This is a genomic window from Nocardiopsis sp. NPDC006198 (genome assembly GCF_040613895.1).
GTDB lineage: Bacteria > Actinomycetota > Actinomycetes > Streptosporangiales > Streptosporangiaceae > Nocardiopsis > Nocardiopsis tropica.
The window spans coordinates 1-20,507 of record NZ_JBEXSY010000094.1 but is presented as its reverse complement, the minus strand read 5'-3'; the positions used below and the strand labels follow the sequence as shown (position 1 = coordinate 20,507).

The 20,507-nt window shown below is 74.0% G+C and carries 21 protein-coding genes and 1 pseudogene; 9 read left to right on the top strand and 13 right to left on the bottom strand.

What is annotated here, in order from left to right:
* Together ABZ234_RS32350 and ABZ234_RS32345 are read left to right on the top strand one after the other, a co-directional pair.
* Window positions 1–131, top strand: a pseudogene (locus tag ABZ234_RS32350) (BldC family transcriptional regulator); the annotation flags it as partial.
* A 297-nt stretch (window positions 132–428) separates the two neighbouring features.
* Window positions 429–947, top strand: a complete 519-nt coding sequence (locus ABZ234_RS32345) for a hypothetical protein (protein ID WP_355014571.1) — start codon at window positions 429–431, stop codon at window positions 945–947.
* A 114-nt stretch (window positions 948–1,061) separates the two neighbouring features.
* On the opposite strand, the gene ABZ234_RS32340 is transcribed toward ABZ234_RS32345, so the two are convergent.
* Both ABZ234_RS32340 and ABZ234_RS32335 read right to left on the bottom strand, forming a co-directional pair.
* Window positions 1,062–1,334, bottom strand: a complete 273-nt coding sequence (locus ABZ234_RS32340; RefSeq protein WP_355014570.1) for a hypothetical protein — start codon at window positions 1,332–1,334, stop codon at window positions 1,062–1,064.
* Window positions 1,335–1,657: 323 nt separating this feature from the next.
* Window positions 1,658–2,092 carry a hypothetical protein gene (locus tag ABZ234_RS32335; protein WP_355014569.1) on the bottom strand — a complete coding sequence of 145 codons (435 nt, stop codon included), beginning with the start codon at window positions 2,090–2,092 and terminating at the stop codon, window positions 1,658–1,660.
* A 348-nt stretch (window positions 2,093–2,440) separates the two neighbouring features.
* On the opposite strand from ABZ234_RS32335, the gene ABZ234_RS32330 reads away from it, so the two are divergent.
* The 3 genes from ABZ234_RS32330 to ABZ234_RS32320 all read left to right on the top strand — a co-directional run bounded on the left by ABZ234_RS32330 (window position 2,441) and on the right by ABZ234_RS32320 (window position 4,961).
* The gene (locus ABZ234_RS32330; RefSeq protein WP_355014568.1) at window positions 2,441–2,866 is read left to right on the top strand and encodes a nuclear transport factor 2 family protein; all 426 of its coding nucleotides are present in this window, start codon (window positions 2,441–2,443) and stop codon (window positions 2,864–2,866) included.
* On the top strand, window positions 2,863–3,711 hold the full coding sequence (locus ABZ234_RS32325; RefSeq protein ID WP_355014567.1) for an NAD(P)H-binding protein: 849 nt from the start codon (window positions 2,863–2,865) through the stop codon (window positions 3,709–3,711). The genes ABZ234_RS32330 and ABZ234_RS32325 overlap by 4 nt, the downstream gene beginning before the upstream one ends.
* Window positions 3,712–3,998: 287 nt before the next feature.
* Window positions 3,999–4,961: an SDR family NAD(P)-dependent oxidoreductase gene (locus tag ABZ234_RS32320; RefSeq protein ID WP_355014566.1), complete on the top strand. Its 963-nt coding sequence runs from the start codon at window positions 3,999–4,001 to the stop codon at window positions 4,959–4,961.
* Window positions 4,962–5,159: 198 nt separating this feature from the next.
* Here the strand turns inward: ABZ234_RS32320 and ABZ234_RS32315 are convergent, their stop codons facing one another.
* Complete coding sequence (locus tag ABZ234_RS32315) at window positions 5,160–5,603, bottom strand: hypothetical protein (RefSeq protein ID WP_355014565.1); 444 nt, start codon at window positions 5,601–5,603, stop codon at window positions 5,160–5,162.
* Window positions 5,604–6,090: 487 nt separating this feature from the next.
* On the opposite strand from ABZ234_RS32315, the gene ABZ234_RS32310 reads away from it, so the two are divergent.
* From ABZ234_RS32310 to ABZ234_RS32300, 3 genes are read left to right on the top strand one after another with little or no spacing between them, the layout of a single operon-like run.
* Window positions 6,091–6,417 (top strand): PadR family transcriptional regulator, encoded by a 327-nt coding sequence (locus tag ABZ234_RS32310; RefSeq protein WP_267950435.1) that lies wholly within the window; start codon window positions 6,091–6,093, stop codon window positions 6,415–6,417.
* A complete protein-coding gene (locus ABZ234_RS32305) occupies window positions 6,414–6,770 on the top strand; it encodes a DUF1048 domain-containing protein (RefSeq protein ID WP_355014564.1) in 357 nt (118 codons plus the stop codon). The genes ABZ234_RS32310 and ABZ234_RS32305 overlap by 4 nt, the downstream gene beginning before the upstream one ends.
* A gap of 1 nt (window position 6,771) precedes the next feature.
* Complete coding sequence (locus tag ABZ234_RS32300) at window positions 6,772–7,125, top strand: DUF1048 domain-containing protein (protein ID WP_355014563.1); 354 nt, start codon at window positions 6,772–6,774, stop codon at window positions 7,123–7,125.
* Window positions 7,126–7,347: 222 nt separating this feature from the next.
* On the opposite strand, the gene ABZ234_RS32295 is transcribed toward ABZ234_RS32300, so the two are convergent.
* The 10 genes from ABZ234_RS32295 to ABZ234_RS32250 all read right to left on the bottom strand — a co-directional run bounded on the left by ABZ234_RS32295 (window position 7,348) and on the right by ABZ234_RS32250 (window position 17,415).
* Window positions 7,348–8,217, bottom strand: a complete 870-nt coding sequence (locus ABZ234_RS32295; RefSeq protein ID WP_355014562.1) for an SMP-30/gluconolactonase/LRE family protein — start codon at window positions 8,215–8,217, stop codon at window positions 7,348–7,350.
* Window positions 8,218–8,225: 8 nt separating this feature from the next.
* Window positions 8,226–9,371: a galactonate dehydratase gene (dgoD, locus tag ABZ234_RS32290; RefSeq protein ID WP_344179350.1), complete on the bottom strand. Its 1,146-nt coding sequence runs from the start codon at window positions 9,369–9,371 to the stop codon at window positions 8,226–8,228.
* A complete protein-coding gene (locus tag ABZ234_RS32285; RefSeq protein WP_267945478.1) occupies window positions 9,368–10,099 on the bottom strand; it encodes an FCD domain-containing protein in 732 nt (243 codons plus the stop codon). The genes dgoD and ABZ234_RS32285 overlap by 4 nt, the downstream gene beginning before the upstream one ends.
* Before the next feature lie 22 nt (window positions 10,100–10,121).
* Complete coding sequence (locus ABZ234_RS32280) at window positions 10,122–10,877, bottom strand: SDR family oxidoreductase (protein WP_355014561.1); 756 nt, start codon at window positions 10,875–10,877, stop codon at window positions 10,122–10,124.
* 1 nt (window position 10,878) lies between these two features.
* Window positions 10,879–12,111, bottom strand: a complete 1,233-nt coding sequence (locus ABZ234_RS32275) for a hypothetical protein (protein WP_355014560.1) — start codon at window positions 12,109–12,111, stop codon at window positions 10,879–10,881.
* Window positions 12,108–13,193, bottom strand: coding sequence for a zinc-binding dehydrogenase (locus tag ABZ234_RS32270; protein WP_355014559.1), 1,086 nt, complete (start codon window positions 13,191–13,193; stop codon window positions 12,108–12,110). Before ABZ234_RS32270 ends, ABZ234_RS32275 begins: the two co-directional genes overlap by 4 nt.
* Window positions 13,194–13,302: 109 nt before the next feature.
* On the bottom strand, window positions 13,303–14,313 hold the full coding sequence (locus ABZ234_RS32265) for an ABC transporter permease (RefSeq protein ID WP_267945482.1): 1,011 nt from the start codon (window positions 14,311–14,313) through the stop codon (window positions 13,303–13,305).
* A 13-nt stretch (window positions 14,314–14,326) separates the two neighbouring features.
* Window positions 14,327–15,841 carry a sugar ABC transporter ATP-binding protein gene (locus ABZ234_RS32260; RefSeq protein ID WP_355014558.1) on the bottom strand — a complete coding sequence of 505 codons (1,515 nt, stop codon included), beginning with the start codon at window positions 15,839–15,841 and terminating at the stop codon, window positions 14,327–14,329.
* Window positions 15,842–15,891: 50 nt separating this feature from the next.
* Window positions 15,892–16,893, bottom strand: a complete 1,002-nt coding sequence (locus tag ABZ234_RS32255; RefSeq protein ID WP_267945484.1) for a substrate-binding domain-containing protein — start codon at window positions 16,891–16,893, stop codon at window positions 15,892–15,894.
* Between the two features lie 366 nt (window positions 16,894–17,259).
* Window positions 17,260–17,415 (bottom strand): hypothetical protein, encoded by a 156-nt coding sequence (locus tag ABZ234_RS32250; protein WP_355014557.1) that lies wholly within the window; start codon window positions 17,413–17,415, stop codon window positions 17,260–17,262.
* Window positions 17,416–17,971: 556 nt separating this feature from the next.
* Between ABZ234_RS32250 and ABZ234_RS32245 the strand changes: the two genes are divergently transcribed.
* A partial coding sequence (locus tag ABZ234_RS32245) for an AAA family ATPase (protein WP_355014556.1) occupies window positions 17,972–20,507 on the top strand: 2,536 nt, incomplete at its 3' end.

Here is a 20,507-nt window from a genome sequence, read left to right as displayed (position 1 = left end):
AGAGCGCCGAGGCCCTGCTCACCCCCGGAGAGGTCGCCCGCCTCTTCCGCGTGGACCCCAAGACCGTCGCCCGCTGGGAAAAAGACGGCCGCCTCGCCTCGGTCAAAACCCTCGGCGGACACCGCCGCTACCCCCGCGCCCAGATCAACACCCTGCTCGACGCGCGCCCCGACCACGGACGCCTCCTCCAGACCCTCGAAGAGGCCCGCGACCTGGCCACCGGCACCGGAGCCCACACCACCGCCGCACACATCGACGACCTCATCACCACCCTGCACGCACAGGAGGAGAAGCTTCGGCGAACACCCGGCACATGACAGGCATGCCGCCCGCGACCGCAGGAACCGCCCCGTACGCCACCTCGGCGACGCACGGGGTTTCGGTCCTCGACCAGCGAGTTTGAGGCCCCCGCAGAAGGGCCGTTCCGCATGAGCACCACACCTGACGGGTACCGGCGGACCATGATCCTCTGCCCTACATGCGGCACCCCAGCCGTCCGAGTTCACCGCTCCCCCAGGTACTCGGCCCTGCCCGGCTCCGAACCGGCCGCGTTCTCCCACGCACGCGCCCGGTACGAGCCGTGCGGCCACGAGGTGCCGGGCGCCGACGTCGCCACCGGGGAGGAGCCCGTCGAAGCGGACCCTGCCCGAAACGCTCCCGCCGAGGAGATCGCGCGGGTGGCGGAGGCCGGCGTCCCCGCGCTCGACCACCTGGTGCCGGACGGCATGAGGATCATCCGGCGGGCGGCGGGGTTCGTGCGCGGAGGCCCGGACTTGGACGCGGACCGGGTCCGCGCGGTGGCGTCCGCCTACGAGGACGAGGACGACCTCCCCGACCTGATCCTGTGGATGACCCCGGAGGAGGCCCGCACAGCGGGGTTCAGTCCGCCGCCCGAATCGGTGGAGTGCCTGGTACGGGTGTCGTGGAGCCCCGCCTCGGACGACTGAGCCGCCCGGCGGGGAGCAGAGCGGCCTGCCCGCGGGGCCCGGTCGCGCCGTGGCGGCGGGGCCGGGACGGCGACCACCGGGGAGCGGACCGACGCGGCCCCCTCGCGACCGCGGTCAGGAGAGCGGTCGGCACCCCGCGCCCGTGGCGTCCGCACGGTCGGCCGACGGGGTGATCTCCTCGCAGGCGTACCTCGTGCCGACCTCCTCGGAGTGCATCTCCCCCGGGCTGGACTCCCCGTTGCTCTCGCAGTCCGTCCCCTCGGCCACGGCTCTCGCCTCGTCGAAGACGATCCGGGCGCAGGTGTGGATGGCCGCGGCGTGCGCGGACGCAGCCGGCGCGGTGCCGCACAGCAGGACGAGGGTCAGAGTGGTGGCGAAACGACGCATGACTACCTTCCGTTCCCTTTTATTACCCCAGGTAGTTGAGCCTCTCCCGAATGGAGGAGCGCAAACAATCGGGAACGCCAGGTCCGGAGGGCCGTGCCCCCGGAGCTCGGTCGGCAGACGATGCGCGGGGCCTGGTCACGGCATGGGGCGGCAGCCCCCGGGCCGCCGCGGCCCGGGGACACCCCGCGCCCGACCGGGCGGAGGCCGGCGGCCGGACCCGGCCGTCCCGGAGCGCGAGGCACGGCGGGGCCGCGCTCCGCGTCCGGCGGGGCGGCCCGGCGAGGTAGTCGGGCCGCCGCCGGACCGCCGCCGGGCCTCCCCGCTCAGGCCCTCGCGCCCGGCCGCACCCCGTGCTCGCGGGCGACGGCCTCCTGCACCCTCCGGTCGGCGTCGAGGGCGCGGCAGACCTGTTCCAGGGTCGAGTTCAGCTCCGCCAGTCCCGTACGGACGAGGGCGCGCGCCTCGGCGGTCACCGCGAGGTCGATGTGCACCTCCTCGTCCTCGCACTCCCGCAGGTGCCGTTGGGCGGCTTCGACCCGTACGGCGTCCCTGGCGTCGAAGGCCCTGACCAGCTCCCTGCGGGCGGAGGCGACCCGGGTCCGGGCCCACTGCTGGGCGGCGTCGAGATCAGCCAGCCGTGCCTGGTGCACGGTGCGCTCCGCGAAGACCACGGCGCTGGCTTCGTAGACGGCGCGCCACAGTGCTTGGGCCGTGGCGTGGAGTTCTTTCACGTGGGATTCGGGCTGACGGTTGCTCATGTCCTTTTTCACGGGTCTCAGGCGGGTGTGGGGGGATGCGGGGTTGCTCCGTTCCGGGGAGAGGGACGACGGGGTGCGGCTCCGGGCGGGACGAGGGGTTGCGTCAGACCGCGGACAGGCCGCGACACAGCACTCCATCGCCACTCAGAGTGATCGTCATATTACCAATTGGAGTAATGCCTGGGTAACGCGCACCCCAAGAAGGGTTGCGCCGAGCGGACGCACGGGAACCAGGCCCCACGGAGAGCCAACCGCCCGACCACTCCCGCACTTGCAAAGCGGACCGCCAGTCCGTATGTTTTAAACGGACCCACGGTCCGAATACATCGAGCGAGAGGGAGGACACCCGTGTCCGCACCGACTTCCCCGGCGGATCTCCACCGCCACGGCCTGCGGCTCCTGCTGGACAAGGACATCGCCGCATGGGTCGCCCTGTGGGCCGAGGACGGCCTCATGGAGTTCCCCTTCGCCCCCGAGGGATGGCCGAAGCGCCTGGAGGGCAGGGATGCCGTCGCCGCGTACATGAGCCGCTACCCGGACCACATCGACCTGCACGACTTCCCCGAGCTGCGGATCCACCTGACCGCCGAACCCGAGACCGTCGTGGCCGAGATGCGCGGCGCCGGCCGCCTGGTGGAGAGCGGGAGCCCCTTCGACATGACCTACATCGCCGTCGTGACGGTCCGGGACGGGCTCATCTCCTCCTACCGCGACTACTGGAACCCCCTCGCCGCCCTCGAAACCGGCGCCGACTTCACCGGGAGCAGCCGATGACCGCCACCTCCACGACCCTGGTCATCGGCGCCACCGGCACCACCGGCAGCCGCACCGCCGCCCGGCTGGCGGCCGCCGGACACCGCGTCAGGGCCGCGAGCCGCCGCGGTGCCCCGGTCCCCGGCGCGGAACCGGTCCGCTTCGACTGGTACGACCCCGCCACCCACGCCACCGCGCTCGGCGACGCCGACCGCGTCTACCTCGTCCCGCCCGTGGGGGACCCCGGTCCGGCGGCGGTCATGCTGCCGTTCCTCCGGCTGGCCCGCGCCTGCGGCGTGCGCCGCGCGGTGCTCCTCAGCTCCTCGGCCGTCCCCGAGGACGGCCCCGCGGTGGGACAGGTGCACCGCGCCCTGCCCGACCTGTTCGGGCAGTGGGCGGTGCTGCGGCCCTCGTGGTTCATGCAGAACTTCACCGGCACACACGTACACGCCGCCGGCATCCGCGAGGAGGGCGTCATCCGGACCGCCACGGGCGACGGCAGGATCGGCTTCGTCGACGCCGAGGACATCGCGGCCGTCGCCGCCCGTGCCCTGACCGACGCACACGCCCCCGACACCGATCTCGTCCTCACCGGGCCGGAGGCGCTCAGCCACGACGACATCGCCGCCGCCGTCACCGGGGTCACCGGCCGGCCCGTGGAGCACCGCCGCCTGACCCGCGAGCAGATGCGCGACCGCCTCTCGGCGCAGATGCCGCCCGCGTTCGCCGCGTTGCTGGCCGACATGGACCACGCCATCTCCGAGGGGGCGGAGGACCGCGTCACCGACACCGTCCTGCGCGTCACCGGACGGCCCCCGGGCTCCTTCCGCGCCCTCCTCGAACGGGAGGCGCAACGGCGCGGCTGAGACCGCGGACGCGGCGGACCGCCGGGCTCCCGCGCCCGCGGGTCGTCCGGCTCCCCGTACTCGGGCAGCGTCACGCGGCCCATCCGTTTGACAGCGTCATCCGTATGGGGGACCGTAGTTCACGTGACACCGTCACATGAATTGTCCGCGGACGATGCCCGCGCGTGCCGCCCGTCCGGGCTGCCCACCGCCTCCGGAACAGCACCGGTGGGCGCGGGCGAACCGTGTGCGGCGCCGCGTCGGCCGGCTCGGGCGGGCAAGACCATCCGAACAGGAGACACGAACCCATGGCGCCTCCGCCCAACGACCTCCCCGACCTCACGGGCCGCACCATCGTCGTCACCGGGACGACCTCCGGCCTCGGCCTCGCCCTCTCCGGTGCGCTGGCGGGGGCCGGGGCCCGGCTCCTGATGACCGTTCGCGACGCCCGGCGCGGAGAGGCGGCCGTCGAGCGGGTGCGGGCAGGAATCGACGGCCCGGGCTCGGCCGAGGCCGTTCTGCTCGACCTGGCCGACCTCGACTCGGTGCGCGCCGCCGCCGCGGACATCCGGGAACGCACCGGGGACCGGGTCGACGTGCTGGTCAACAACGCCGCCGTGTCGCTCGGACCGCACGAACGGACCCGCGACGGGTTCGAGCTGCAGATCGGGACCAACCACCTCGGTCCGGCCGCGCTGACCTGGCTGCTGATGCCCGCGCTGCGGTCGGCCGGGACCCCGGGGCGGCCCTCCCGGGTGGTGACGACGTCGAGCCTGGGACACCGCACCGGCGGACTCGACCTCACCGACCTGCACTGGGAGCGCCGGCGCTACTCGCCGACGCGCGCCTACGGGGCCTCCAAGCTCGCGAACCTGCTGTTCGCCGCCGAGCTCGACCGACGGCTGCGACTGGCCGACGACCCCGTGCTGTCGGTCGCCGCCCACCCGGGACTGACGACGTCGGAGCTGCTGAACAACGCCCTCGCCCGCGGGGGCACGTGGAAGGACCGCCTGTTCGTGCTGCCGGACCGCTACCTCTCCCAGCCGGTCGCCGCCGGGATCGGACCCCAGCTGCTCGCGGCCACCGGCCCGGTCCCCGGCGGCAGCTACCTGGGCCCGACGGGGCCGTTCGAGACCCGCGGTCCGGCCGGTCCCGCCCGCCGGTCGGCGACCGCGCGGGACACCGTGCTCGCGAGCGGGCTGTGGCAGGCCACGGCCTCCGCCACCGGCATCGCCCCGGACCCCGACCCCGGTCCCACGATCGGTGCGTGACGACGACTGGACCGGCCCCGCCGCACGCACAGGGCTCGCGGTGGCGCCGCATCGGCTCTCCGCGGAGCCCATGCGCAGTGCCCGGGCCGCGCCGGACACGGAGCGCCCCTCCCGCGACGGCGCGCCACGGGAGGGCTCCGGCGCCGGACCCTCCGGAACCTCCGGGTCCCCGGGGGTCCGGCCTTCCGCTCCGCGGCGCTACTTGGGCCAGTAGAAGACGTCCGCGGTGGCCGACACAATCGTCGCGGCGGTGTCGCCCTGCTGGGCCAGGCGCACCCGCACCCGCCGCCCCTTGGCCAGGTTGCCCTTCCACGTGTAGGTGAAGTGGCCGTTCCCCCCGGCCTGCACGGGGCTGTCGACCGGCCGGTTGCGGGCGTACCGCCACCCGCCGTCGCCGTCCGGCTCGTACTCGGTGGCGCGGATCTGCACCTCCGCCCCGGCGGACAGGTCGCTGATGGTCATCCCCACGGAGAAGTCGTAGAGGGCGCCGTCCGGCTCGTTGACGCCGACGAGGCTGTACAGGCTGCCGGTGGAGGTGCCGCCGTGGTCGGCGTCGACCACGGTCTCGAACTCCAGCGACGTCCACTCGCCGGGGGTGAGGGTCTGGGCCCGGTCCTTCTCGAAGCGGCGGTGTCGGGGCATGTCGTCTTCCTCTCGGGGCGGGGGAGGTCGCGGGCGTCCCGGCCGAGGTGCTGTCGTCCGGAGCGCGTCGGCACTCCCCGTGGGATACGGGTCGGGAGCGTGGCAGCGGTGGCCGGACGCCTCGCGGAAGGGGGAGGCGCCGGATCGCGCCGGCCGTCGGCGGTGGCCGCGGACGGCGTCTGTGCGGAGCGGGGGTCACCGACCGCCGGGGGCAGGGGGCGGTACGTCGCGGAAGGGGTGTCCGCCGGGCCGGGCGGCCCGGGGCGGGGCGGACCCGCCCCTACGGAAAGTACCCGCGGGAGCACGCAACGAACACCCGTCGTGCGTCCGGTCCGCGGCGACGGGCAGGCCGCCGTGCCGGAGAACGGGCGGCCCGGGGCGGCCGTGGCCTTCATCCCCGTCCGCGGAACGGAATTCTCTACCCTGTGCTACTTTGTAGCGGTACCTAATGACACGTAGTACCTAGGAGAGGCCGGAGGGCTCCGCCATGGACGACCTGACGGAGATGCTGAAGGGCACGCTCGAGGGCTGCGTGCTGGAGATCATCGGCGGCGAGGAGACCTACGGCTACGCCATCACGCGGCGGCTGAACGAACTCGGCTTCGCCGATGTCGTCGAGGGGACGGTCTACACCATCCTCCTGCGCCTGGAGAGGAACGGGCTCGTCCAGGTGACCAAGCGACCGTCCGGGATGGGGCCGCCGCGCAAGTTCTACGCGCTCAACGACGCGGGGCGCGCGGAACTCGCGACGTTCTGGGCGAAGTGGGAGTACCTCTCCTCACGCGTCGACGAGCTCAGGAAGGGTGGGAGATGAACCTCTGGGAGACCGTGACGGGCAGCGACCTCACGAGGGAGTGGAAGGCGTTCGAGGTCCGGGCCGAGGCGTTGCCGGACGGACACCGGGCGGCGTGGAAGCAGATCAAGGCCCACCTCTTCCCCTACTCGGGCTTCACCGGCCGCAACCTGGTGCCGATCCTCGACAGCGCCCTGGGGCTGCTCGAGGAGACGGCGGCGGACGGGCAGGACGTCCATGACGTGCTGGGCGACGACATCGCGGGCTTCTGCGCGGCGCTGGCCGGCGGAGAGGGGTCCCGGAGCCACCGCGACCGGTGGCGCGAGCAGTTGAACCGCAACGTCGCAAGGAAACTGGGCAGGCTGGGAGGCTGACGTGGGCGTCCAGGACATCATCGAGGGCAAGAGGCAGTGGCGGGCGCACGTGGCGCGGGTCAAGGCGCTTCCGCCGGACTACCGGATCGTCTACAAGGAGATCCAGAGGTACTTCTTCAAGGTCGGACCGGTCGACCTGGCCGACGGCGACCTGCTTCCGGGGATCGTCGAGTTCTTCGAGGAGGGCGCCGCGGCCGGCAAGGGGGTCCTGGAACTCATCGGCGACGACGTCGCCGCCTTCTGCGACGACCTGGTCAAGGACTCGCGCACCTACGCGGACCTCTACCAGGAGTCCGTCGGCGGGGAGTCCGGCGCGGCCGGGAAGGGGGGCGGCCCCGTCCGGGGCCGCGGCTGAGCCCTCCACCGCGGCCCCGGACGGGTGCGGCAGCGTCCCTGCGTGTCCCGGGGCCGCGCCCCGGCCCAGGGGCACGGGCCTCCGTGACCCTTCGCGGGCAGGCCGCGGGGTCCGGCGCCGGATCCCTCCGCGCGAACGCACGCACGGGACCTCGGAGGGCACGGCGGGCGGGGCCCGGACGGCCCGGGGCGGGTGTGCCGCGCCGGCCCCGGGCCCGGGGGTTCAGCCGAAGTGGTGCGCGGGCGCGGCGGGGACCTCCACCGGCAGCGCGAACACCGCGCCGTCACCGGCCCCCGGGTCCGTGAGGCCCACGGTCGCGGAGGTGACCATGAGCACGGGCTCATCGTCCCCGACCACGCACACGCTGGTGGGCTGCGCGGCGGGCACCTCCACCACCCGGTCCAGCGTGCCGTCGGGCGCGTAGCGGTGCACGCGCCCCCCGCCCCAGACCGCGACCCACAGGTGCCCCTCGGCGTCGACCTGCATACCGTCCGGGCTGCCCTCCCCGACGCGGGCCAGCACGGTCCGCTCCCCGGGCAGTCCCTCGGCGTCCAGTGCGTAGGCGTCGATGCGCCCCTCCGCGCTGTCGGCCAGGTACATCACGGAGCCGTCCGGGGTGAAGGCGGGGCCGTTGGGCACGGTGTAGCCGTCCAGGACGCGGGTGACCCCTCCGGCGGGGTCGGCCCGGTAGAGCGACCCGGCCCCGGGGGTGCCGTCGTAGGCCATGGACCCCGCCCAGAACCGTCCGTGCGGGTCGCAGCAGCCGTCGTTCATGCGCATCGGCGTGGCCGCGCCGTCCTCGGGGCGGCCCAGCCACTCCACGGCGGCGGAACCGCCGCCGGTGCCCGTCAGCAGGGCGATGCCGGTGCCCGCCGCCGCCACGAGCGCGCCGGCGCGGTGCCGGACCGGGGCGACCGCGCCCAGGGGGACGTCGAGGGCCGCGAGTTCGTGGGCGGGCCCCGGGTCCCCGGGGGCCAGTCTCAGCAGGCGGCCCCGGAGGATGTCCACCATGAGCAGGTCGCCGCCGACCCAGCGCAGCCCCTCCCCGAGCTCGAAGCGGTCCTCGCTCCAGACACTGACCACCGGTTCCATCGGTCCCCCTACCATTCCGCGAAAGATCCGTCCTCGTGACTCCACACCGGCGGACGCCACCGGTGCCCCACCCGGTCGGCGCGGCGCACCGCGTCCTCGTCCACCTCCACTCCGAGCCCGGGGGCGTCCGTACGGTGGATGTTCCCGTCAGGGAAGGCGAAGACTCCGGCGTCCACGACGTAGTCGAGCATCTCGGCGTCCTTGTTGTAGTGGATGCCGATGCTCTGTTCCTGGATGAGGAAGTTGGGGGTGGCGAAGGCGACCTGGAGGCTGGCGGCCAGGGCGACCGGGCCCAGCGGGCAGTGCGGGGCGAGCACCGCGTCGAAGGTCTCGGCCAGGGAGGCGATGCGCCGCACCTCGGAGATGCCGCCGGCGTGGGACAGGTCGGGCTGGGCCACCGCGATCCCGGCCTGGAGCGCGGGCAGGAAGTCGGTCCTGCTGTACAGGCGCTCGCCCGTGGCGATCGGCACCGGGCTGCACCGGACGATGTCGGGGAGCAGGTGCCCGTACTCGGGCAGGAGCGGCTCCTCGGCGAACATGGGGCGCAGCGGCTCCAGCAGCGGCAGGACCCGGCGGGCGGTGGCGGCGTTGAACCGGCCGTGGAAGTCGACCGCCACGTCGCGGTCGGGCCCGAGGACGTCGCGCACCTGGGCCAGGCGGTCCACGATGGCGTCGATCTCGCGGACGGTGGCGGAGCGGCCCATGACGCCGGAGGCGTTCATCTTCACGGCGGTGAGGCCGGACTCCACCCGCGCGGAGACCGCGTCGGCCAGCTCCGCCGGGTCGTCGCCCCCGACCCAGCCGTAGACGCGCACCCGGTCGCGGACCGGGCCGCCCAGGAGCTGGTGGACCGGGACCCCCAGGCGCTTGCCCGCGATGTCCCACAGGGCCTGGTCGAGTCCGGCGACCGCGCTGGAGAGCACGGGGCCGCCCCGGTAGAACGCTGCCTTGGTCAGGCGCTGCCAGTGGTGCTCGACGGGTGTGGGGTCCTCGCCGATGAGGAGGTCGGACAGCTCCCCGACGGCGGCCCGCACGGTCTCGGCGCGGCCCTCCACCACCGGTTCGCCCCAGCCGACGACCCCGTCGTCGGTCTCGACGCGGCACAGCAGCCACCGGGGCGGGACGAGGAACGTCTCGATGCGGGTGATCCTCACTGGGGCTTCTCCAGATCGTCGTCGTGTGCGCCTTCTCCGGTGGCGCGGAGGAGGTCCTCCCTGGCCTGGTCGAGCAGGGAGCGCATGGCCTGCTCCGCCGCGACCGGGTCGCCGGCCGCGACCGCCTCGGTGACGGCGGCGTGGCTGGGCACGGGGTCCTTGTGGGCTCCCCCGTGCACCAGGCGGTCGCGCTCGGAGAGCCCGGCCGCGAAGAAGACGTCCGTGCGTGTGTACAGCTCGTTGCGGGTGGCGGCCAGCAGGGCGCGGTGCCAGCGCAGGTCGGCGTCGGCCGCCGCCTCGGGGGTGGCCTCCCCGGACTCGGCCATGTCCGCCACGGCCGCGCGCAGCGCCGCGACGTCCTCCGCGGTCCCGCGCAGGGCGGCCAGGCGGGCGGCGGCCGGTTCGAGGGCCTCGCGGAGTTCGGCCAGGTTGCGGAAGAACACGTCCCCGGCGCCCGCCGCTATCTGCCACCTGACCACGTCGGGGTCGAGCAGGTTCCAGTCCGCGCGCGCCCGCACGAAGGTCCCCTTGCGCTGCCGGGAGCCGACCAGCCCCTTGGCGGCGAGGACCTTGATCGCCTCGCGGATCGCGGTGAGGCTGAGGTCGAGTTCGTCGCTGAGGGCGGCCAGGTCGATCGTCTCGCCCTCGGCGATCCGGCCGGAGAGCACGCGCTCCCCCAGCAACCGCACGGTCTGGCCGTGGACCCCGCGCCCCGAGTAGGCCGCCATCAGTTCCTCCCCTTCCGGTGCGTCACGACGACGCCTTGTAGATACTCCACCCTCCGTCGACCGGCAGGCTCACCCCGGTGACGTAGGAGGCCTCCGCGGAGGCGAGGAAGGAGATGGCGGAGGCGACCTCCGCGGGGTCGCCGAAGCGCCGGGCGGCGGTCTGGGCGACGCTCTCGCGCCGGTCCTCCTCGTCCACCCCGTCCCAGGCGGAGGTGAGGATGGGGCCGGGCAGGACACAGTTCACGCGCACGCTCGGGCCGTACTCGACGGCGAGCTGCCTGGTCAGTGCGGTCAGGCCGCCCTTGGTGGTGGCGTAGGCGGGGCGGCCGGGCAGACCGAACCAGGCGTGCACGGACGAGGTGAGGACGACGCTGCCCCGTCGGGCGGTGAGGTCGTCCAGGCAGGCGCGCATCCCCAGGAACGCGCCGGTGAGGTTCACCGACAGCTGGCGCTCCCAGGAGGCGAGCGTGGTCTCGTGGGCCGGGGCGACCTCGACGGTGTAGGCGTTGGAGACCAGGACCCCCACCGGGCCGAACTCCGAGCGGGCGGTCCCGACCAGGCGCGCCCAGTCGCCCTCGTCGGACACGTCGGCGCGGACGGCGACGGCCCGGCCCCCGTGCGCGCGCACGCGCTCGGCCGCCTCCTCCACACGGGGCGAGAGGTCGGCCAGCACCACCGCGGCGCCCTCGTCCGCCAGGCGGCGGGCGGTGGCCTCGCCGATGCCCTGGGCCGCGCCGGTGACCACGGCGGTGACCCCGTCGTGCCTGCTGTTCGTCATGTCACTCCTGGTCCGGGTGGTGGTCGTGGGTCCGCGCGCGGTCGGCGGACGCGGGCGTGCCGGGGCCGTGGGCGGTTTCCGGCCGGGGTCCTGCGGGCTCCCCCGCCGGGGCGCCCCCGTCGTGTGTTCCCTCCCGCAGGGCCGTGAAGACCGCGGGAGGGGACGGGTCCGTGTCCGGTCCGGCCCCGGGGCCGGACGGCTGCGACCAGTAGCCCTGCGGGGTCACCCCCAGGACGGGTCCGGCGGTCGTGCCGAAGCCGAACTCGACGGTGAGGGCGGTGCTCGCGCCCGGGGCGATGACGGTGAGCGGGCCCAGCGCCTCGCACTCGACCACCCTGTCGACGGGGCGCAGGCCGCCCAGGTGCTCCAGGGGCTGCTCGACGGGGTACTCCAGCCACACCTCGACCCGCGACCCCTCGTCGGGGTAGGCCGCGCCCTCGTCCACGGCGAAGCGCTGGGTGAGGGTGCCGGCCGCGCCCACGTGGGCCAGCCAGCCCGAGGCGGTGGGGAAGCCGACCTTGCCGACGACGTCCTGCGCGGGCACGCGCACCACCGAGGGGGTGTGCTCGGCGGTCGCGGGGTTGGCGTCGCCCGCGACCAGGGGCACGGTGTGCGGGCCCCCGCCGCGCACACCGACGTAGACCCCGTGGCCGCGCGCGTCAGCGGGCGTCCCGCCGTCCGCGCCGCCGGGTCCGTCGCCGCCGTCGATCTGGGTGACGTTCCACAGGGCCCACTCGCGCGGGACCCCGGAGGCGTTGACCGCCTCCAGCTCCAGGCGGTAGCCGGAGGCCCCCGGCTCCAGGGTCAGGCGCCGGACCAGGCGCAGCCCCGAGCGCGGGTCGTCGCCGCTGGTCATGGTGAGGGTGGCCGAGCCGTCCGGGGCCGTGGAGGTCTCGGCGGCGTAGGCCCCCGAGTCCAGGACCGGGTCGGGCGGTCCGGCCCACTGGCCGGGGCCGTCCCACCCCTGGGGCGCGGGCCACGTCTTGTCGCCGCCCACGTTGTGCCACGCGCTCATCGGCCCGCCGACCGGGCCGAGCACGACGCCCGGGAGCGGCTGGAGGTCCTCCCCCAGCAGGCGCGGGTTGCGGTACAGGTGCTCGCGCCCGAGGTGGCGGACGGACAGGATCCGCCCGCCCAGCGCGGGTGCGGCCGTCACCCTGAGCAGTCCGTTGTCGAGGACGACGAGCTCGTGCGCCCCGGAGGCGTCGCGCTCGACCGTGACGGCCCCGGTCACGACCGGTCCCCGTCCACCAGGACGACCTTGCCCCGGCTGCCGCCCGCGGCGAGCCGGTAGGCCTCGTCCGCGTCGGCCAGCGCGAAGCGGTCCGAGACCACGCGCTCGGGGCTCAGCCCCCACCGCACCAGGTTCTGCGCCAGCTCGGCCATGGCGGGCAGGGAGGTCACCCAGGACGCGTACAGGGTGAGCTGCTTGTGCAGCAGGGTGTCGGAGACCTCCGTCTCCAGGGTCCCGCCCTCGCCCACCAGGGACACGCGCCCCCACTCGGCGGCGTTCTCCAGCGCCAGGGAGCGGCCGGGGCGCGATCCGGAGCAGTCGATGACGGTGGCCGCGCCGCGTCCGCCGGTGGCGCGGCCGACCGTCTCGGCGGCCTCCTCGGGCGAGGCCAGGGCGTCGAAGACGCCGAGGCCGGCGGCCCAGTCGCGGCGCACCTGCGAGGGTTCGACGCCGATGACGCGGGCGGCGCCCATGCCGCGGCCGATCATGCCGGCGGCCAGCCCGACGGGGCCCAGTCCGACGACGAGGAGGTCGCCGTCGCCGTTGACCGCGATGCGGCGCAGCCCCTCGTAGGCGGTGCCGAACCCGCACGCGATGAGGGCCCCGTCCACGAACGACAGCTCGTCGGGGAGGGGCACGCAGGTGGACTCGTCGGCCAGCAGGTAGCGGGCGTGGCCGCCGTCGCGCTGCCACCCGTAGGCCGCGCGGGAGGGGTCGGTGCAGCTGATCATGAACCCGCGGCGGCAGTTGTCGCAGAGCCCGCAGCCGGCGATGTGGTAGACGATGACGCGGTCCCCGGCGCCGAAGCGGCGGCAGCCCGGGCCCGCCTGCACGACGGTGCCGGAGGGCTCGTGGCCGGCGACCACGCCGCGGTAGGCGGGGCCGTCGACGCCCCGGTGGGTCTTGTGCTCGTGGTAGATGAACCCGATGTCGCTGCCGCAGATGCCGGACGCGCCGACCCGCAGCAGGACCTGCCCGGGGCCGGGCTCGGGCACGGGCAGGGTGTCGAGGACGGCGGTGGAGTCGCCGGGCAGGCGCACCCCGGGCATGGTGTCCGGGAGCGGTTCGGTGGTCGCGTTCATGGGTCTCCCCCGTTTCTTCGTGCGGACGGCATACGGCCGGGGCGGTGTGGCGGGCCGCCCCGGCTCGGGTGGGGCGCCCGCGGGACCGTGCGGTCCCGCGGGCGCTCCGCTAGGTGAGTCTGTGGGCGGACTCGCGCCTGCTGATGATGACGTTGACGAGGACGGCCGCCACGATGATGAGGCCGCGCACCACGTCCTGGAAGAACGAGTTGACCCCGAGCAGGACCAGCCCGTTGGCGATGACGGTGATGAAGATGACGCCGAGGAAGGTCCCGCCGAGCGAGCCGCGCCCGCCCGCCAGGGCGGTGCCGCCGATGACGACGGCGGCGATGACGTCGAACTCCAGCCCGGCGGCGGCGCCGCCGTTGCCCGACCCCAGGCGGGCCGCCATGAGCACGCCGGTGATGGCGGCGAGCAGGCCGGTCGTGGCGAACAGCGCGATCCGCACCCGGGAGACGTTGATCCCGGCGAGCCGGGCGGCAGCGGCGTTGCCGCCGGTGGCGAAGACGGAGCGGCCGTAGGCGGTGTAGCGGGAGACGTACGCGAAGACCGCGAACAGGACCAGCATGATCACCGCGGAGGTCGGCACGCCCAGGACCGATCCGCCCAGGACGTCGAACACTGCGCTCTCGGGGAGCGGGACGGGCAGGGCGTCGGTCATGTAGAGGGCGAGGCCGCCCAGGACGCTCCACAGTCCGAGCGTGGTGATGAACGAGGGGACGTTGAACCGGGCGCGCAGCCACCCGGCGAGGGCTCCCCACAGGACGCCCATCACGAGGGTGAGGACGATCGCCCCGCCCACGCCGATGTTCCACTCGGTGGCGCCCTTGGCGACGATGACGGACGCGAAGGCGACCGCCGGGCCGATGCTGATGTCGATCTCGCCGGCGACGATCACCAGGGTGACGCCCCAGGCGGCGATGCCGATCATCGCGGCGTTGCGCAGGAGTCCGAGCTGGTTGTCCAGGCTCAGGAACCCGGCGGCCGTGGAGCCGAGCACGACGTAGAGGAGCACGATGGCGGCCAGCAGGCCGATCTCGTTGAGACGGGGGCCGAAGCGGCCGATGAGGTCGCCGCGGGCGGAGACCGCCTCGCCGGTGACCTGGGTGGTGGTGGTCATAGTTCCTCGCCGTTCACGCCGCCATCGCGGCGGCCATGATGTTGTCCAGGGTGATGTCGTCGCCGGTGAACTCGCCTTCGAGGCGTCCGCCGCGCAGCGCGAGCACGCGGTCGCACACGAGGGGCAGCTCCTCCAGTTCGCTGGAGACGAAGACGACCGCCGCGCCCGTGGCGGCCAGTTCGCGCACGATGCGGTAGATCTGGGCCTTGGCCTCGACGTCCACGCCCCGCGTGGGCTCGTCCAGGAGCAGGATGCGGCTCCCGGCGTGCAGCCAGCGGCCGATGACGGCCTTCTGCTGGTTGCCGCCGCTGAGGTTGACGATCGGTGTGTCGGGGCGGGCGGCCTTGATGGAGAAGCGCTCGATGAGCCCGCCGCCGATGGCCGACACCCGGGAGGGCAGGACCGTGCCCGCCCTGGAGGCGCCGCCGAACCAGGTCATCACCATGTTCTCGGAGACGCCGAGGAGCGGGACGACGCCCTCGCCCTTGCGGTCCTCGGGCGTGATGCCGACGCCGAGGCGCTTCATGGTCCGCGGCGTGGGCCTGGCGACGGGCGTGCCCTCGACCTCGATCGTCCCGGTGGCGGGGGTGAAGCCGGCCAGCGCGCGCAGGATCTCGGTGCGGCCGGAGCCCATCAGCCCGCCCAGGCCCAGGACCTCGCCGGGGTGGACGTCGAAGGAGACGTCGCCGACCTTGGGCGGGACGGACAGGCCCCGCACGGACAGCAGCGGGGTCCCGGAGCGGTCGACTTTACCGCCGGGCCTCTCCTGCTCCTGCTCGTCGTGGCCGAGCATGAGGGAGACGATCCGGGCGGTGGTGGCCCCCTTGACGGGGACGGTCTCCACGACGGTCCCGTCGCGCATGACCGTGACGGTGTCGGCGACGCGGCGGATCTCGTCCAGGCGGTGGCTGACGTAGATGACGCCGACGCCGCTCGCGGCGACGCGCGTGACCGCCTCCAGGACGATGTCGGCCTCGCCCGCGGCGAGGGCGCTGGTCGGCTCGTCCAGGATGAGCAGGCGGGGGCGCGAGCGCAGGGCGCGCGCGATCTCCACGAGCTGCTGCTGGGCGAGGGGCAGGTCGCCGGCCGCGGCGGCGGGGTCGATGTCGACGCCGAGTTCGGCGAAGGCCTCGCGGGCGCCGTTCCTGATGGCGGCGTGGTCGACGCGCCCGGCGGCGGTGGGCCACGTCCCGAGGTAGAGGTTCTCGGCGGCGGACAGCTGCGGGACCAGGCTGAGCTCCTGGTAGACGGTGCCCACGCCGAGCTCGGCGGCCCGGCGGACGCCGCCCTCCCCGAGGGGCGTGCCGTCGATCTCGACCTCGCCCGTATCCGGGGTCTCCACCCCGGAGAGCATGCGGATGAGGGTGGACTTTCCGGCTCCGTTGCGGCCGAGCAGCGCGCGGACCTCTCCGGCGCGGACCTCGAAGTCGGCGCCGTCCAGGGCTTTGACCCCGGGGTAGGTCTTGGTGGCGGCCCGGGTGCGGGCCACGACCGGCGCGTCGGCCGCTACCGGGGAGGTGTCGCTCATGGGTGCTCCACTGGTGGGACGGGTGGGATGGCTGGGGTGCGGGTCTCCGGTCACGGGATGCCGTCCGGGTGCTCCTCCAGCCACCGGGAGCCGTCCTCCGGCGTGGTGTAGAGGTCGATGGGGGCGTTGGTGACGAACTCGCCGCCCTCCTCGCCCGCGATGATGTCCTCGACCGTCTGCCCGGCCATGCGGCCCACCGCGATGCCGGAGATGTCGACGTTGGCCTTGAGGACCGTGTGGTCGGCCAGGGCGCGGGCGGCGTCGGTGGACATGTCGCTGCCGAAGACGACGACGTCGCCGTCGCGGCCCCTGCTGTTCACGGCGCGGACCGCGCCCATGGTGGCTCCGCCGGCCTCGCCGTAGAAGGCGTCGAGGTCGGGGTGGGCGGTGAGGACGCGCTCGCCCACGTCGACGGCCTCGTCGATGGTGGCGCCCTGCTGGTTGGCGACGATCTCGGCGTCCGGGAGGCGGTCGAAGAGCGCCTCCTCGAAGCCCTCGCGCCGCTGGACGCACACCTCGACGAACTCGCAGTTGAGGACGGCGATCTTGGGGTCGTCGACCTTCTCGGCCTCGAAGTGCTCCGCGGCGGCCTCGCCCAGCAGGCGGCCGAACTCGTGCGGGTCGCCGAGGATGTAGGAGGTGACGTACTCGCGGGCGGCCTCGTCCTCGATGCAGGTGTTGTAGCAGACGACGGGGATGCCGCTCTCGTGGGCCAGCCGCAGGGCGGGGATGGAGGCGGTGGCCGAGACCGGGGACAGGACGAGCACGTCGACGCCCGCGGAGGCGGTCACGTCCACGAAGGTGCTCTCCTCGGAGGCGTCGCCGCGGGCGTTGAGCTCGAGGAGCTGGAGTTCGCGCCCGGACTCCTCGGCGTGGTCCTGCATGCCCTGGCGGACCCCGGCGTAGTAGCCCTGGGCGTCCATGTAGACGACGCCGATGCGGCCGTCCTCGCCGAGTCTTCCTCCGGCGCACCCTGCGAGCGTCACCGCGCACACGGCTACCGCCAGTGCGGCGAGCGCGCGCCCGCGGAAGCGCCGCGGTCGTCTCTCCATGGGGGACCTCCCTGGTATGTCAGCGCCCGCTCTCACCTGCGCGGACACCTCTGTTGCTCGCTGAGAGCATGCCACCGTGACGCAGGTAACGTCAAGAATAAATACTAATTAATTATTTTTTCCAGAAGTGGAGGCGACCAGAAGGCGACGACAGCGTGACCCCGGGTGACGACGAGGAGCGCGCCCGAACCGGGAGGAGGTGCGGGCGGAGTGCCGTCGGGGCCGGGAATCCGGGCGCCGGGGGGCCGCGCGCGGGGCGCCGGAGGGCGCGGTCGCGCCGGGGAGGGCGGGCCGGGCGGAAGGCGTCGGAAACGCGACCGGTCCCGCCGACGAGTCGGCGGGACCGGTCGTGCGGGCGCTCCCCCGTCAGGCCTGGGAGGTCGTGCCGCCGAAGAGGACGGCGGGGATGACGTCGGTCAGGACCCCCATGCCGGCGTGGTCTTCAGCGGCAGCGGCAGCGGGGGCGATCGCGGCCCCCACCAGGGCGGCGGACAGGGCCAGGGTTGCCAGGACACGGCTCATGTGACTCCTCCGATGGAAACGACAATGGTCACTCAGAGTAACAAGCCACGCCTCTGGAGTTGCGCAGGTGCGCCGCGACGTGGCTCGGAGGCGTGCCGCGCGACAGCCGCCGACACCCCCCTCGCGCCCACCGGCGTGTTCGCGCCCGCCGCCGGGAAGACCTGGAGGCGGGCGGGGGTCGACCGCCGGAAGGGGACAGGCATCGGGTCCGGCCCTGCTGGGTAGCGTGGGACCGGCGGTGCGCCGGACCGCACCCACCGGAGCCCGACCCGGGGGCGCTCCCGCGATCGCCGCGGCGGTACCGGCGGCCCCGCCGACGGCCGTGTCGGCACTGCCGTGGCGGCACTGCCGTGGCGGCACCGGATCCGAGGAGGGGGGCGATCGTCGCGCACACGCCGGAAGGGCGCCGGGCACGGCCGGAGGGCCGGTGGCCGCGGACCCCGACGGCCCGGCCACACCGGAGGACACTGACGCCCGATTCAGGGTCATTCACGTAGAGTTGCCGAGCAACTACTTGGCGATGGCACGCCACCACACGCACGGGGGACGAGACGAGATGACACACGACTTTCCCGACGACCGCGGCAGCGACCCCGGGTCCTTCGACGAGTTCCTGGCCCGGTTCCTCGGGGCCCGGGGCCCGGTCCGCCGCGTGGACCTGTCCAAGCTGATGAGCGTCGAGGCCCAGGAGGTGGCCGACGCCGCGGTGCGCCGTGCCCTGGAGGCCGGCGGCGCCGACGTGGACACGGTCCACCTGCTGTGGTCCCTGCTGCGCCACCAGCCCACGCGCGAGCTGATGGGCCGCACCGACGCCAACACCGACCAGCTCACCGCGGTGATCGACCAGGCGGTGGCGCAGGCGCCCCGGACGGTGCGCGGGTCGGCCAGGCTCACCCCGTCCGCCAAGAGGGCCCTGCTGGACGCGCTCCAGATCGCGCGGGCCACCGGCAGTTCCAGCATCACGCCCGAGCACCTGCTGTTCGCCCTGGCGGTCAACCCCGACAGCCCGGTGAGCCAGCTCATGCGCGACTCCGGGATCACGCCGCCCGCACTGCAGAAGGCCGCGGGTCCCGTGCCCGCCGCCGACCGGGGCGAGGAGGAGCCCTCGGCCACGCCCACCCTGGACGAGTACGGCACCGACATGACGGCGCTGGCCCGCGAGGGGCGCCTGGACCCGGTCGTGGGCCGCGACGACGAGGTCGAGCAGTGCATCGAGGTGCTCGCCCGGCGCCGCAAGAACAACCCGGTGCTCATCGGCGACCCCGGCGTGGGCAAGACCGCGATCGCCGAGGGCATCGCCCAGCGCATCTTCGACGACGACGTCCCCGAGACCCTGCGCGGGCGCCGCCTGGTCCAGCTCGACCTGGCCGGGATCGTGGCGGGCACGCGCTACCGGGGCGACTTCGAGGAGCGCCTGACCGCGATCGTGGACGAGATCCGCGCGCAGTCCGAGGGCCTGCTCATCTTCATCGACGAGATCCACACGATCGTGGGCGCCGGGGCCGCCGAGGGGTCGATGAACGCCGGGAACATGCTCAAGCCCGCGCTCGCCCGCGGCGAGCTGCACGTCATCGGCGCGACCACGGTGGACGAGTACCGCAAGAACATCGAGAAGGACGCCGCGCTCGAACGCCGCTTCCAGCCGATCCAGGTGCCCGAGCCGTCGGTGGAGGACACCGTCGAGATCCTGCGCGGCCTGCGCGACCGCTACGAGGCCCACCACCAGGTGCGGTTCAGCGACGAGAGCCTGGTCGCGGCGGCCGAGCTGTCGGACCGCTACGTCACCGACAGGTTCCTGCCGGACAAGGCCATCGACCTGGTCGACCAGGCGGGCGCCCGGGTGCGGCTGCGACTGAAGACCTCCAGCTCCTCCCTGCGGGACCTGGAGAAGAGGCTCAGGGAGCTGGAGGAGCAGAAGGACAGGGCGGTCCAGGAGGAGGACTACGAGCGGGCGTCGGCGGTGCGCGACGAGATCTCCGCCGCCCGGAGCTCGATCCACCAGGCCCGCGGCACCGGCTCCGCGGTGCCGGAGGTGACCGGCGACGACATCGCCGACGTGGTCTCCCGCAGCACCGGCATCCCGGTCTCCCAGCTCACCCAGGAGGAGCGGGACCGGCTGGTCAACCTGGAGGAGGTGCTGCACACGCGGGTGATCGGCCAGAACGAGGCGGTCACGGCGGTCTCCGAGGCGATCCGCCGCTCCAGGGCCGGGCTGGGCGACCCCGACCGGCCGGTGGGCAGCTTCCTGTTCCTGGGGCCGACCGGCGTGGGCAAGACGGAGCTGGCCCGGGCACTGGCCGAGGCCCTGTTCGGGTCCGAGGACGCCATGGTGCGCATCGACATGAGCGAGTTCCAGGAGCGGCACACCACCAGCCGCCTGACCGGCGCGCCTCCCGGGTTCGTCGGCTACGAGGAGGCGGGCCAGCTCACCGAGGCGGTGCGCCGCAACCCCTACTCCGTGCTCCTGCTGGACGAGATCGAGAAGGCGCACCCGGACGTGTTCAACCTGCTGCTGCAGCTGTTGGACGACGGACGGCTGACCGACGGCCAGGGACGGACGGTGGACTTCCGCAACACGGTGGTCGTCATGACCAGCAACCTGGGGTCGGAGGCGATCACCGGCGGCGGCCCGATGGGGTTCACCGCCGACGGCCAGATGGACCCCGACACCGAGCAGCGGGTGATGCGGCGGCTGCGCGAGGAGTTCCGGCCCGAGTTCGTCAACCGGATCGACGAGGTCATCGTCTTCAAGCAGCTCGGGAACGAGGAGCTGGCCCAGATCACCCGGCTCATGCTGGAGAGCCTCGAACAGCGGCTCAGGGCCAAGGACATCACGGTGCGGTTCACCGACGAGGCGGTCGCGTGGCTGGCCGAGCACGGGTACCAGCCCGCGTACGGCGCCCGGCCGCTGGCGCGCACGATCCAGCGCACCGTCGGCAACCGCCTCTCGCGCATGGTGCTGGACGGGCAGGTCGTCCCGGGCGACCGGGTGATCGTGGACGAGAAGGGGTGCGACCAGGTCGTCTGGCTCGACTCCCGCGAACACCGCTGGGTCGAGGAGATGGGCGGCATGAACCTGTGGTTCGTGTTCG